Genomic DNA, 14525 nt, shown 5'->3' with positions numbered 1-14525 from the left:
AACTATGAAGATTATCACAAAATTAATACTCACCTTTTTTATATACACAGGTTTGGCAATGTCCTGCGACAAAGATGATGATAACACTCAGCAACAGGAAACTACAGCGCAACAGACCCAAAACACCGCCCAAAATGGGTCATGGAAAATAACTTATTTCTTTGATTCTGATCAAAATGAAACAAACCATTTTAATGGTTATACTTTTACTTTTAAAGAAAACGGCTCTTTAGTAGCAGTAAACGGTAGCACGACAATCACCGGAACTTGGTCTGTAACAGATAGTAATTCCAGTGATGACGATGGTGGCTCCAGTAATACCGACTTCAATATTTTCTTTGCTTCGCCACCAGACTTTGAAGAACTTTCAGATGACTGGGATATTATTTCTGTAACTAATTCCAAAATTGAACTCACTGATGTAAGTGGAGGCAATGGAGGTACAGACTTTCTCACTTTTGAAAAAATTTAGTTGTTTGTTTAATTTCCCCGCGAATGAGCCACGGTTTTCCGTGGCTTTTTTGTTTGGATATATTTCGGGAACAATAGTTCATTTCAAAAAAATTACTTCTTAAAGTAGGGTTTTCTCTTTTTTAAATGTTCTAATACTATATCGGAAAAAACACAAACGCTTTATGAAACAATACTGCCTCTTCTTTATTTCTGCCTTGTTGGTAAGCTGCACCACCAGCACCTATGACGATATTGTAGCGATTGAGGAACAAGATCCCATAGAGGTTGTAACCTTTCAAGAAGTGGCCTTTGTCTTTGAAAATGTATGTACCGCCTGCCACAGCAATCCGCCCCAAAATGGCGCGCCAATGCCTTTGACCAATTATTCGGAAATAAAAAATGCTGTTGAAACCAGAGGCCTAATAGACCGAATAAGCAGGAACGAAGGCGAGCAAGGGTTAATGCCCTTGGGCGGGCCACGATTGCCCCAACAACAAATAGACTTAATAATACAGTGGAACCAAGATGGACTGCTGGAAAACTAGATTTTATAAAATAATTCTACATATGAAAACCATAATTGTTTTATTGATTTTTTGCTTTGCCTTTGCCGTAACTGCGATTGGTCAAGAAAAATTTGCAACCAAAACCGGAGAAATAAACTTTGAGGCTTCCGTTCCATCGTTTGAGGAAGTTAAGGCTGAAAACAACAATGTAAGCGCAGTTTTGGAAACTGGCACTGGAAATTTTGCCGCACTTGCGCTAATGAAAGGATTTCGTTTTAAAGTGGCATTAATGGAAGAACATTTTAATGAAAATTATATAGAATCCTCCAAATATCCCAAAGCTACCTTTAAAGGCAAGATCCAAGATTTTGACTATTTCGAATTATCGGGAGAGAAAGAATATGTTATAAACGGAACTTTCAACCTTCACGGTACTGACAAGACCATGGAAGTGCCCGCGGTGATTTCAAAAGAAGGGGAAGATGTATGGGTTACTGCCCAATTTGTATTAAAACCAGAAGAATTCAATATTAAAATTCCATCCATCGTAAGCAAAAAGATTGCCGATGAGGTAAACGTTTCCGCAGTATTTAAACTACAGAAGCAATAATAAGATAACAAATGAAAAAGAAAAGATTATTCCTGATATTGATATTGTTGGTTGTAATCGGTGGCTTTATGGTCTATAACTATATGTACCAAGACCATCGGGACATTCAATCGGAAACCTCACAACTGGAAATTACTGCCCCTTATTTGTTGGAACGTTTTAAAACAGATGATGGTGCTAGTTTGCTCAACAAAACCATAACCGTAACCGGAACTATAACCTCTATAGAAGAAGGTGCAGTTACTCTTAACGAAAGTGTATATGCAAGTTTTCACGAGGAAATCCCGGAGCTGAGAGCAAATATCAAAGTAGCAATCAAAGGCAGATGTATTGGGTATGACGAGCTTTTTGAAATCGTAAAACTGGATCAATGCACCTTGATAAAATAGCTTTAATGATGAAAAAAATTATTTTTTTACTGTTCCTTCTTCCGCTGAGTCTTTTTTCGCAAGAAGATTTGCTGAACGATCTGGAAAACGAAGCAGAAATCGACAAAACGGTAATTGCCGCTTTTAAGGGTCTGAAAGTGGTAAATTTTGAATCTACCAAACTTGCTGACAAAAAAGACTTCTATTTTATTGTGGCCCATCGGTTCGGGTCGGTAAAAAATGGATTTGATGATTTTTTTGGACTGGACAATGCCGTTACACAATTAAAATTTATTTATGGTTTTAATGATTGGTTGAATATTGGTATTGCGCGAAGTTCTTTTCAAAAAAAATATGGAATTCACGCTAAATACAGATTGATAGCTCAGGAAACCGATGGTTTTCCGGTAACATTAGTAGGTTATAATTTGATCACCGTAAACACTTCTCTGGGACAGGATGAATACCCAAACCTCGAGTTTGCAGATAGGCTTACTTATACTTCTCAGCTTTTAATATCAAAAAAGTTTAATGAATCATTTTCATTATTGGTAGCGCCAACTTTTATACACGAGAATTTGGCAACCCGCAGCAGGAAAGCTTTAAATGACGGAACCACCTTGAACTACGATGAAAAAAACAATCAGTACGCCTTAGGATTGGGCGGAAGGTATAAAATTTCAAACCGTGTGAGCATTAATGCAGATTATGGTATCCATTTAAACCGTAACAAAAATTCCAATTTCCAGAATCCTCTGTCAGTGGGTGTAGATATTGAAACCGGCGGCCATGTTTTCCAAATGCATTTCACCAATGCCCAAGCAATGTTTGAAGACGGTTTCATAATTCAGGGGCAGGGAGATTGGACCGATGGCGATTTCTTCTTCGGCTTTAATATAAGCCGCGTCTTTTAAGTAGTTTTTTTAGAAAAAATCGCTGAAATATAAAAATTAACAATGAGTATATATTAACCTAAAACTAAATATTATGAAAAAAATCAAACTATTTTTTGTGATGGCGCTAACCGCATTTATGGCAACTGCGCAAACAACTTTTGACCTAGACTGGTTCGTTGGTGTGCCCAGTGGAGATGTAAGCATAACCGTTGGACCGGGCGATACGGTAAGATGGACTTGGACAGATGAAGTGCCCCACTCCGTTACTAGTGAATCTGGCAGTCAAGAAGATTTTGACAGTGGTATTCTCACTGGCAGCGGTTCCCAGTTTTCTTATACATTTACACAAATTGGTACAAACGACTATAAATGCGATGTACACTCTAATATGGAAGGCACGATAACTGTAGAAGACATTGCTTCTGTTGAGGATAAATTCAGAAAAAATATCTCTTTCTATCCCAATCCTGTACAAAATAAAGTAACCGTAACCTCTCTTTATAAGCTGGACAATTATAAAATTTACAATACTTTGGGAAGTCTTGTAGCGCAGGGACCCGCGAATGGCAATATCATTGAAATTGATATGTCCCAGTTAGAGAGCGGATTGTATTTTATAAATGCAATTTCTGAAGATTTACAATCAACTTTTAAAGTGATAAAACGGTAAAAAAATTACAACTTTAATGAGAGAGGCTGTTTAAAAGACAGCCTCTTCTATGTTAATCTGTTTTGACAATATCAAAAAAACTCTCAATATCTAAAAATAAGTATCTTTATTTATAAAAGATTATATGAGCCGAGGATTTGTAAAAGAAGGAGACCAAGAAGAAACACCCATAATACCTCCACGTGCCGCTCTGCCAAATGGAGCAACGAATTATGTAACTCCGACGGGAATGCAATTGTTATTGAACGAACGCAAACAACTGGAACAGGAGCGCGCCACGCTTCCTACCAAGCATGAGCAACAACGCCGCATAGAGTTGGCCGTAATAAATGGCAAATTGGATTTACTAAACGAACGCATTGCCTCCGCAAGAGTTTTAGAACCAAACCAACAACCTAAAAATGAAGTGCGTTTTGGCGCCACGGTTACCTATAAAATTTCCACTTCCACCTCTGCTCAAACATTTCAGATAGTTGGTGTTGACGAAGCTGATGTGGCGAAGCAAAAAATTGCATTCGTTGCTCCCCTAGCGGTTGCCCTCACAGGGAATAATGTGGGGGACATTTTGCAATTCAAACTGGGTAAGGAAATTAGAGAAATAGAAATTTTGAATATTATATATAAATAATCACACTCTAAATCATTCGAAACAAATCTTCAAAGTCATTCACTAATTACTTACAGCCAAAAATTAAAGTGCTTATCGCTTTAAGGAAAAATGCCCTGTAAATCTTGCCCCTATAGGTGTAGCAACTTCAAACCAGTAATCGCTGGATGGCATAGGCCTTCCATTATAAGTTCCGTCCCAACCAATAATGTTATATGGTTTAAATCCGAAGATTTTTTTACCGAATCTGTCATAAATTGTTACAATTGTTTCTTTCTGCAATTTTTCTGAAACACCATAAATATTCCAAAAGTCGTGAATACCATCTCCGTTCGGAGTAAAAAAGTTGGGAAAATTAATACTGCCCAAGTCCAAAGTGTATTTTACGCAGTTGCCATCCAAAAAGAAATTTGAAATAGACGTACATCCATCATCATTGGTCACGGCTACAAAAATCTCATACACACTACCTTCGTCAGAATAAAACAACTTTGGAATTCTATTATAACCGTTTTGGGCATCTGAAAAGGAACTATAGTATTTCAAAATGTAATTTGAATTACCATCCATCACAATTTGTTGATACATTTCATCAAGCATAAAATAACCCCTACCACTTGTAGTTATATAGCATTGGCTCAAGCTACGCTCTGTCCTATTAGTGACCAAAGGTGCCAATTCTGGAGAAGACTTTACAATTAATTGAAAATTCGTTACGGCATAGCAATCATTATTTCTGTTTTTTACCCTAACATAAATAGTTTTTTGCGAAACATCCATTTCAAATAATACTGGGAGTGGGTCTGTTCCAGAGTCGGCGTGTTCTGGAAGTTCATGGTAGCTAACCACAACACTTTCAGTAACATTTTGCAATAGCTCATCTTCCACAAGTTGCAGGTCAAACGTGTTCACTTCATCATCGCTACACTGCATTAAATTTTCGGGCTGGGTAAGCTGGGGAGTATTATTTACAGTAATAATTACTGGGTGTATTACGTACTCCCCAGTGGTTTCATTTTCAATACGCACATAAATAGTTTGTTGCCCACTCTGGGTATTGGTCCAAAGGGGTGGAAGAGGGTTTGTATTGTTATTGGCATCTGAACTACTGGAAAAAAGTGCCGCATTCAGTATCATTCCTTCGTGTAGTCCAGCTGCTCCGTACCAGTCCCCGTTTCCGAAGGTATTATAAATTACAGATTCAAAAGTATGAGTGTCTAGTTTTATTCTGTAGAGCCAGTCAATAGTTACGCCGTAAAGACTTCCAAATTCACTAGCCAACCCGTAGGTACCTTCTGGAAGTTCCATTTTATCTATATGCGAAACGTAATTGTAATCTGCATCTACCGTTACCTCATAAAGTCTATTAAAAGATCCGTCGTCCCACGAAATGTAAAGCTTGCCATCCACCATCACGAAATCGCCACCCGCATTGCCCTGTCCAAAATCATGCCATATATAAGGATCTGTCAAGCCATCGGCATCATATCTATAAACCTTGCTGTGATCTGCAAAACCAAAGTACATATTTCCGCCAGTATCAAAAGAAAGCGAGTTTAAAACTTCACCATAAATCACGGGAAAGACCGAGCTATAGGAACAATCTGTGGCATCCATTTTATAAATAGATAGAAAGGTATTTACAAATACATCTCCCACATCATTTACAGCTATATCGGTAAGGGGCCCAACCACTTGGCATATATATTCCAAGGTAGGCTCTTGGGAAGGATTGTTGAGCTTCACGTATGAACCGTCACTATTACAGATTAAAATAGCTTCAGGATCGTTAGGATCCAAACCATAATAATTAAGCGCTTCCTGGGATATTTGTTCAAGGTTCAGCTCAATTTTGCCATCGCCATCAGGATCACAATACTTAAATTGCAATGTAGGTGGCTGCGGTTTTAAAGCAGAAGATGTCAAGATTGTGGAAGCTTGAGTAACTAAAGTAGTAGAAAGAAACTGGCTTAATATCCAAACCACATTGAAAATCCAGGACATAAAAAAGAGAATTATAACGTAATAGAATGCGAATATAGTTCTTCTTACATAATAGCGATATATTTTTAAAACGGATTATCAAACTCATTCTGAATGTCTATTTAGCATATTGTAGCAATTGCAAAACATTCAAACAAAAGTGTTATCAGTGGCATTGACTGTATATATTAGGAATGAAGTTGTTCCATTTAAATATAGATGCCGAATAAAAACTTTGGAAATTATTTCTATTGAACACAAAAAAATCACCTTAATAAATTTCAATAACTTTTGAAACTATATTTTTCTAATTTATTAACAATTAATTCGTATATAAAATACCAATTAATGTATTTTATCGATAAAATTTTACATTTAATCGATTATTTTAATAAATAAAATTAAATGAATAGTTTTTATTTACCTTTGACTTAACAACCTCTAAACAAATAAATTATGAAAACAAAATTACTCATTCTTTTTTTAGGTATAATTTTCATCTCCAGTTGCTCTAGGGATAACGAAAATGATAATCTATTGATCAATCAACCAGATGATATTGTGGCTTCAAGAGAGGAACCTACGAGTGACGGTTATTGCATTCAAGTCGATCTTATGGCAGGACAACATTATGATTCTGGAAATGTAGAGGTTGCAATCTACGGAGACAACCTATTGGTCACCTATAGCATGGAAGGGGACTGGATACTTAACGCATCACACCTTTTTGTAGGAGATTGTTCCCAACGACCATCCAATAAATCCGGAAATCCACGTATTGGACATTTCCCTTACTCGGCAAGCCATCCGAACGGAACTACAACCTACACTTACAGTATTCCTTTATCAGATTTACCAAACTGTCTATGTATTGCAGCGCACGCGGAAGTAAATGGCCCAACAGGTTCAGAAACAGGCTGGGCAGCAGGTCTACCTTATGGCGGCAACAGTTGGGCTATGTATTTTGAATACTGTTTAGATGATTGTGGCCTATAGTTAAGCTATCAAAAACTAATTTAAAAGAAGTCCGATTTAAAAAAATCGGACTTCTTTCGTTTTAAAACATACCGTCAAAAACGTTATGAATATTTAATTTGTCGTTCATAAATATTTCTATTTAGTATATTGCAACAATTTAAAAAACATTCAAATGAAACTGTTCCGACTATTTTTTATTCTTCTATCCTTTCCTCTTTTCGCCCAACAAGGCGGCATGTGGATTCCTTCCCTCTTAGAAGGGATGAACGCATCCGAAATGAAAAACCTCGGCATGAAAATGACCGCCAAGGATATTTACGACGTTAACAATGCCAGCCTAAAAGATGCCGTTCCGCATTTTAACGGCGGCTGTACTTCCGAAGTTATAAGCAACCAAGGGCTTCTGCTTACCAACCATCACTGCGGGTATTCGCAGATACAGAGCCATTCCTCTTTGGAAAATGATTATCTGGAAAATGGATTTTGGGCAATGAGCCTGAAGGATGAACTTCCCAATCCCGGCGTAACGGCCAGCTTTATGGTTCGTATTGAAGACGTAACGGAACAGGTTCTGGAAGGTATTAACGAAGCAATGAGTGAGGCAGATAAGCAAAAAAAGATAGAAGAGAATATCGCTCTCGTGGTCCAGACTTCGCCCAAGGAAGCCTGGCAGGAAAACCGTGTACGTACTTTTTATGAGGGCAACCAGTATATGCTCTTTGTAGTTGAAACTTTTAAGGATGTGCGTTTGGTGGGCGCTCCACCCTCTTCCATTGGAAAGTTTGGCAGCGATACCGATAACTGGATATGGCCAAGGCATACCGGTGATTTTTCGCTTTTCAGAATCTACGCCGATAAAAATAACCGACCCGCAGAATATTCCGCAGACAATGTACCTTACACGCCAAAACACTTCCTGCCCATCTCGCTCGATGGTGTAGCCGAAAACGATTTCACGCTGGTTTTCGGCTATCCCGGCACTACGGACGAGTATTTGCCTTCCGTTGCAATTGAACAGGTTATTAATACGGTAAATCCCGCGCGTATTGCTATTCGCGATGCTGCCTTGGCCATTCAGGATAAGTATATGCGTGCCGATCCGCAGATTAAAATTCAATATGCCTCAAAGTTTGCCCGCATTGCCAATTACTGGAAAAAGTGGAAAGGTGAAACTCTTGGCTTGACAAAATCAAATGCCGTAGGGATTAAAAAGCAACAGGAAAGAGCGCTGACCGAACAGATAAACAAAAAAGGAAAACAACAGCAGTACGGACAACTTTTGCCAAAATTTGAGGAGTATTATACCGAAATAGAGCCTTATGCCTTAGCGAGGGAATATTTTCTTGAAACCGTAGTGCGCAATGTGGAACTGCTGCGCTTGGCCTTCCAAACGTACCAATTGAAACAAGTGTACGAAAATCGTGGCGCCCAATCTTTTATGGACAGAAAAAACAATCTTATAGAAAGTGCCGAAAGCCATTATAAAGATTATAACAAACAAGTGGACAAAGAGGTTTTTGAAGCTTTGATCGCGCTCTATGCTGAAAATGTTCCTCTGCAGTTTTTGCCCGCTTCCTTTCAGAATATAAACGCCACACAACTTGCAAATACTGTCTATAGCAATTCCGCGTTCGTTGATCATAATTCCCTAAAAATTTTGTTGGAAGGCGATGCCGAAACGGTCATTGAAAAGTTAAACAACGACCCTGGATTCAAGGTTGCACAGGAAATGGCCGATACTTATTTTGACAAGGTTGCTCCAAAATACGAAGCGCTGGAACTAAACATTTCCGGACTTCAACGCGATTATATGAAAGCACTGCTGGAATTGAGCCCCAAGGAAGCGCGTATTTTTCCCAATGCAAACAGAACCCTGCGCGTAACCTACGGAAAAGTAGCTGGCTACTCCCCCGCCGATGCTATTTATTATGAGCCAGTGACGCACCTTGAAGGCGTTATGCAGAAATACATTCCGGGCGATTATGAATTTGATGTGCCCCAAAAATTGATTGATCTTTACAAAGCAAAGGATTATGGCCCCTATGGCGAAAACGGCAAAATGCCAGTTAACTTCATAGGCACCAATCACACCACTGGCGGCAATAGCGGAAGCCCTGCCATTGATGCCCACGGAAATTTAATCGGCCTAAACTTTGACCGCGTTTGGGAAGGAACTATGAGTGATTACTACTACGACCCTGCGCTGTCCCGTAATATTATGGTCGATATTCGGTATGTGCTTTTTATAATGGATAAATATGCTGGAGCAACTAATTTGATTGATGAACTAAAGTTAGTGCATCCCAAGAAGGATAAGAAAAGCTCTAAAAAGAAAAAGTAACAAAAAGCTTGTAGTGTTAAATACAAATGCACGAATAATTACATAGAATTATTCGTGCATTCTTTTTTTAATTTATCACTTTAATCCTCTTGCCTTCAGCATTGGCCCGATTTTCGGATCGCTGCCGCGCCAATCTTTATACATTTCCTCAAGATTCATGGTATTTCCTTTCGACAAGACCATATCGCGGAAACGCTGGCCATTTTCACGGGTCAGGCCTCCGTGGGTCTCAAACCAATTGAAGGCGTCGTGATGGAGCATCTCCGTCCACGAATAGGAATAATAGCCCGCAGCATAGCCTCCCGCAAAAATATGTGAGAAATAGGTGGAGCGATATCTGGGCGGCACCGCGTGTACCACATCGAGTTTGGTGTTGTGCAAGGCCTCTTTTTCAAAAGCGTTTACATCCTCTATTTTTTTATCGGAAGAAATGGTATGCCACTGCATATCCAGATTTGATGCAGCCAAGTTTTCGGTCAAACTATAGCCTTGATTGAAAGTTCCCGAATTTTTGATCTTATCGATCAAAGCTTGTGGAATGGGCTCTCCCGTTTTATAATGAAGTGCGTAGTTCTTAAGAATTTCTGGATAAAGCGCCCAGTTTTCATTGAACTGGGAAGGAAACTCCACAAAATCGCGCGCCACCGAAGTACCCGAAAGCGAGGGATACTGCTGGTCTGCAAAAAACCCATGCAGCGCATGCCCGAACTCATGGAACATGGTTTCAACTTCATCATAGGTCAACAAGGCAGGTTCACCATTTGCAGGTTTTGGGTAGTTACAAACATTGTAGATTACCGGTTTTTTGTTGTATAGCTTAGATTGGGTTACAAAATTGTCCATCCAAGCCCCGCCACTCTTGCTTGGGCGCGAAAAATAATCTGTATAAAAAAGTCCCAATGGTTCGCCGTCTTCTTCAAAAAGCTCATAAACCTTTACGTCTTCATGATAGGTGGGTATATCGGTTCTGGGTTTGTAGGTAATTCCGTACAACTTTTGGGCCGCATAAAAAACACCTTTTTCCAAAACGTTGTTAAGTTCAAAATAGGGCTTTATCTGGTCCTCGTCCAAATCGTATTTCTTTTTGCGGACCATTTCGGCATAATAGTTCCAATCCCAAGGTTCTAAGGTGAAGTCCTCTCCTTTGGAATTTATCATTTTTTGAATTTCATCAGCTTCCATCTGCGCTTTGGCCGTTGCGGCGGGAATAAGCTTGCCGAAAAATGCATTTACATTTTCAGGGGTCTTGGCCATCGTTTTTTGAAGGCTCCATTCGGCATAATTGTTAAATCCGAGTAGTTTTGCCTTTTGGGCACGCACTTCCACCAATTGTTTTATTAAGTCGCGTGTATCGTTTGCGCCATGGTCTGCCCTGTGCCAAGCCGCTTTAAACAATTTTTCACGGCTTGCTCTATTTTGCATAGATTGCAACAAAGGTTGTTGGGTGGTATTTTGTAGTGGAATTTTCCATCCTGTGCCGTCTTTATTTTCCTTTGATTTCAGAAAATCTTCATCCACCCCTGCCAAATCCTCCTTATTGGTAAACGTGACTGCCCCGGCATTGTTGGCATCCAATAGTGTTTTTCCAAATTTGGTGGTCAGCGTGGCTATGGTTTCATTGTATTGCTTCAGTTTTTCCTTGTCTTCTGAAGAAAGATTGGCGCCAGCAATTTCAAAGTCCTCGTAATATTCTTCCAAAAGCTTTAAAGATTCCGAATCGAGGTTTAGCGATTCTTTTTTATTGTGAAGTGTTTTAAACCGCTTGAAGAGTTTATCGTTCAAATAAATCATATCCTTTTGGGCAGCAAACTTTGGAGCCATCTCCTCCTCTATCGCCTGCAGGGTTTCATTGGTATTTGCACCTGCAAGTGCATAAAATATTTGTGAAGATCTATTCAATAATTCACCACTTTTCTCAAGGGCAATAACTGTATTCTCAAAAGTGGGTTCATCTTCCGAATTGGCAATAACTTCTACGGCTTTCTTTTGTTGTTTTATTCCTTCCAGCATTGCCGGCTTAAAATGTTCATCTTTTATTTTGGAAAAATCAGGTGCACCATAGGGCAAGGTACTTTCTGAAAGTAACGGATTTTCAATCTCATTCATTTGTTCTTCAGTTTGATTCGGGTTTTCTTTTTCTTTGGAATTATTACAGGCCACAATCATAAGGGCTAACGCAAATAAAGGAATTGCTTTTTTCATTTTGTTGATTTTTAATAAGAAACGTAAAGATACATAATTGGTAAGATGCATACAGTGAAATAGCTATAATCAAAAACCCCCTCAGCAAAAGCTGAAGGGGTTTCCTTTTTGGTTGGTTATTTGGTGATTATTCTTTTATCAAGCGCTTCACAGTGCTTGCGTTGTCACCAATAATCTGAACAACGTAAACTCCAGCAGCAAGCGATGAAACATCTACCGCTCTTTCACCTTGCATAGCGCGAAGGTCTGTCTGGCTTACTAGTTTTCCGTTTATGTCATAGATCATCATTTTCTCTAGGGAAATGTTGGTCTTGTTAACAAGGTTCACAACATTGCTCGCTGGGTTTGGATATAGTGCCACGCCAGCGTCCAAAGAGTTTTGGCTCACACCAAGCACAGACTCAACTGTAAGCTCAAAGCTACAGGTTGAAGTGTTTCCGTACTCATCGGTAGCGGTGAACGTAATGGTGTGAACACCATCGGGCAACGCCGTACCGGGAGCAGGGTCTTGGGTCGTATCTGTTACAGGGTCTGTACAGTTGTCATCCGCGATAGCTTCGCCAGTTGCGAAATAATCCGGTAATATATAGAATATGTTACCTGGTCCTGGATCAACTGTCTGGTCTGCTGGACAGGTTAGTTCCGGAGCAAGCCTGTCTACCACACTTACCTCTGCAATACAAGAAGCAATATTGCCGCTAGTATCACTAACAAATACAGTAACCATAAAGGTACCTCCTATATCTGCACAACTTACTGTTGGCACATCTACAGCAATTGTAGCGATACCACAGGCCTCATCTATATTAGATACAAGACTGTAGGGATCTACAGAGGTAGTTCCGTCAGGACCCAATTCGATTTCCACTACGTTGCTCGTTGGAACAATAGAATAGTTAAGCTCGAAATTGTCCACACCGGCACCCCAGGCCCAACCGCCTTCATCGTCATATGTAAAACGAACTTGGAAGTCAGCATTTAGGTAAGTTGCCAAATCAATGGCTCCTGTATTGACAGGATTAGTATCAACATCAACAAAAAGAATCTGTTGCCATGCGGCCCCATCATAAACTTCAACGGTAAGTGTACCGTCACCGGCAAACTCCTGCATTGCATAGTCAAAAGACAACGAGGCAGTAGAAGCAGCGCTTATATCATATACCGGAGAGATAAGCGTAGCGTTGTTTACCTCACCGCTACCAGCTGCGTCGTCATCAAAGATGGCTGCGTTTGAGGCGAAGTCAGTTCCTATTGGCATATCGCCAGAACCGAAGGCCCAGTCCTGAGAACCAGAATTAATCTGGGTAGTCCATCCAGAAGGTATAGAGCTACCTTCAAAATCTACTGTTTCTGATACAGTAGTCACAGGAGGACCGCAGGTAATCACAGGTGCAATGTTATCAATCACATTTACCACTGCCATACAGGTAGAAGAGTTTCCGCTGTCGTCGGTAACGGTAACCTCAATGATGTTCTCGCCCAGGTCAGCGCAAGTAAAGTCAAGACCGGAGCTGGCTGCCACTGTATAGTGAACAGTACCGTTCCACACACGTGGAGAGAACACAGATCCGGTAAACAATCCCGCAACGGCAGAACCTAACGATAATGATAGGTCAGCGTTCGAGAAGTTTTGGTTGGATCCATCCCCATTGGTGTAGTTTTGGCCAGAATCGGTCACAATGGCGATACCGTATGTGGTGTTCGCGCTCAAGACAACCGGGGTCGCAAGAACTGCATTACTCGGCTGGTCAATGCCCAGACCGGTTCCGGTTCCCGAAGCCGCGGGAGCTCCCCAGGCAGCAGCATTCTGCTCGTTGCCCACGTACGTGCCCACCAAGGTATACATATCTAGGTTGAAGGCAGCGGTACCGTCAATGTTCACATCGATATCCGTTACCTCGATGTCATTAGGTCCTACCGTAAGGTCGTACATAACTGTCCATCCCGCTGCTCCACCGTTGTTTGAGGTGAAAAGGGTAGAAAGTGATCCCATGGTTCCTCCACCAACACCGCCAGCGGTAATGGTGTAGCCGCAAGCCTCGTTAACACCGGTCACAAGATCGTTAGGGCTGATTGAGGCCATACCGTTCGCATCAAGGAAGACGTCAAGTCCTCCACCGGAGGCAGCCTCATAGCTCAATAGGAAGTTGTCAACGCCAGCTCCCCAGTTCCAACCACCATCTTCGTCATCATAAGTGAAACGAACCTGGAATGCTGCGTTTGCATAAGCTGAAACATCTATATCCCCAGTATTTACAGGGCTCACATCAACGTCATCAATAATAAATACTTGTTGCCAAGCGCTTCCGTCCCATACTTCTGCATAGAGCACGCCCGCGCCAACAAAATCTTGAAGGGCATAGTCAAAGGAAAGCTGTACGTTACTTCCACCTGTAAGGTCATATACAGGAGATAAAAGTCTTGCCATGTTTGCTGGACCAGATCCTGCTGCATCGTCATCAAAGATCGCTGCATTGGTAGGAAAATCACCGCCGGTTGGCATATCGCCACTTCCGAATGTCCAGTCCTGACTTCCAGATTCAATTACCGTTGTCCATCCTGTTGGGATTGTAGCGCCCTCAAAGTCCTCAGACTCTGTGAAGATTCCAAACCCGCCCACGCAGAATACCTCAGGAGCTGTAACGTCCTGAACGGTAACGGTAGAAGTACAGGTAGAAATGTTTCCTGAGTTATCGGTAACTGTCATAACCACGGTGTTTGCACCGGTCATTGAGCAATCAAATGATGAAACATCAAGGCTCATTGAGGCAATGCCGCAGTTGTCGGTAGAACCGTTGTCAACATCTGCAGCGGTAATGGTAGCCATGCCGGTAACAGGGTCAAGATCTACGGTAATATCCTGGCAAACCGCCACTGGCAGCTCGTTGTCTATTACGGTTACGGTAAAGTC

The 14525-nt window shown here is 40.8% G+C and carries 12 protein-coding genes; 9 read left to right on the top strand and 3 right to left on the bottom strand.

The window, feature by feature from the left end:
- Window positions 1-4: 4 nt before the first annotated feature.
- From LS48_RS11925 to LS48_RS11895, 7 genes are all read left to right on the top strand, one after another.
- Window positions 5-472, top strand: coding sequence for a hypothetical protein (locus LS48_RS11925; protein ID WP_235811033.1), 468 nt, complete (start codon window positions 5-7; stop codon window positions 470-472).
- Window positions 473-635: 163 nt separating this feature from the next.
- Window positions 636-998 carry a hypothetical protein gene (locus LS48_RS11920; protein ID WP_062622748.1) on the top strand — a complete coding sequence of 121 codons (363 nt, stop codon included), beginning with the start codon at window positions 636-638 and terminating at the stop codon, window positions 996-998.
- A 22-nt stretch (window positions 999-1020) separates the two neighbouring features.
- Window positions 1021-1569, top strand: a complete 549-nt coding sequence (locus LS48_RS11915; protein WP_062622747.1) for a YceI family protein — start codon at window positions 1021-1023, stop codon at window positions 1567-1569.
- Between the two features lie 11 nt (window positions 1570-1580).
- Window positions 1581-1958, top strand: coding sequence for an OB-fold protein (locus LS48_RS11910; RefSeq protein WP_062622746.1), 378 nt, complete (start codon window positions 1581-1583; stop codon window positions 1956-1958).
- Window positions 1959-1963: 5 nt separating this feature from the next.
- Window positions 1964-2851 (top strand): DUF5777 family beta-barrel protein, encoded by an 888-nt coding sequence (locus tag LS48_RS11905; RefSeq protein WP_317038844.1) that lies wholly within the window; start codon window positions 1964-1966, stop codon window positions 2849-2851.
- A gap of 73 nt (window positions 2852-2924) precedes the next feature.
- Window positions 2925-3503 (top strand): T9SS type A sorting domain-containing protein, encoded by a 579-nt coding sequence (locus tag LS48_RS11900; protein ID WP_062622745.1) that lies wholly within the window; start codon window positions 2925-2927, stop codon window positions 3501-3503.
- Window positions 3504-3627: 124 nt separating this feature from the next.
- The gene (locus LS48_RS11895) at window positions 3628-4131 is read left to right on the top strand and encodes a GreA/GreB family elongation factor (protein ID WP_062622744.1); all 504 of its coding nucleotides are present in this window, start codon (window positions 3628-3630) and stop codon (window positions 4129-4131) included.
- A 72-nt stretch (window positions 4132-4203) separates the two neighbouring features.
- On the opposite strand, the gene LS48_RS11890 is transcribed toward LS48_RS11895, so the two are convergent.
- Window positions 4204-6114: a T9SS type B sorting domain-containing protein gene (locus LS48_RS11890; protein WP_062622743.1), complete on the bottom strand. Its 1911-nt coding sequence runs from the start codon at window positions 6112-6114 to the stop codon at window positions 4204-4206.
- Window positions 6115-6654: 540 nt separating this feature from the next.
- On the opposite strand from LS48_RS11890, the gene LS48_RS11885 reads away from it, so the two are divergent.
- Both LS48_RS11885 and LS48_RS11880 read left to right on the top strand, forming a co-directional pair.
- On the top strand, window positions 6655-7089 hold the full coding sequence (locus LS48_RS11885) for a hypothetical protein (RefSeq protein ID WP_131807724.1): 435 nt from the start codon (window positions 6655-6657) through the stop codon (window positions 7087-7089).
- Between the two features lie 154 nt (window positions 7090-7243).
- A complete protein-coding gene (locus LS48_RS11880; RefSeq protein ID WP_062622741.1) occupies window positions 7244-9412 on the top strand; it encodes a S46 family peptidase in 2169 nt (722 codons plus the stop codon).
- A gap of 75 nt (window positions 9413-9487) precedes the next feature.
- Here LS48_RS11880 and LS48_RS11875 read toward each other — a convergent pair whose 3' ends face one another.
- The gene (locus LS48_RS11875) at window positions 9488-11614 is read right to left on the bottom strand and encodes a M3 family metallopeptidase (RefSeq protein ID WP_062622803.1); all 2127 of its coding nucleotides are present in this window, start codon (window positions 11612-11614) and stop codon (window positions 9488-9490) included.
- Between the two features lie 127 nt (window positions 11615-11741).
- On the bottom strand, window positions 11742-14525 hold a 2784-nt coding region (locus tag LS48_RS11870; protein WP_076692470.1), incomplete at its 5' end, for a T9SS type A sorting domain-containing protein.

The organism is Aequorivita aquimaris (assembly GCF_001573155.1).
GTDB classification, from domain to species: Bacteria; Bacteroidota; Bacteroidia; order Flavobacteriales; family Flavobacteriaceae; genus Aequorivita; species Aequorivita aquimaris.
This window is presented reverse-complemented; position numbering and strand designations above follow the sequence as displayed.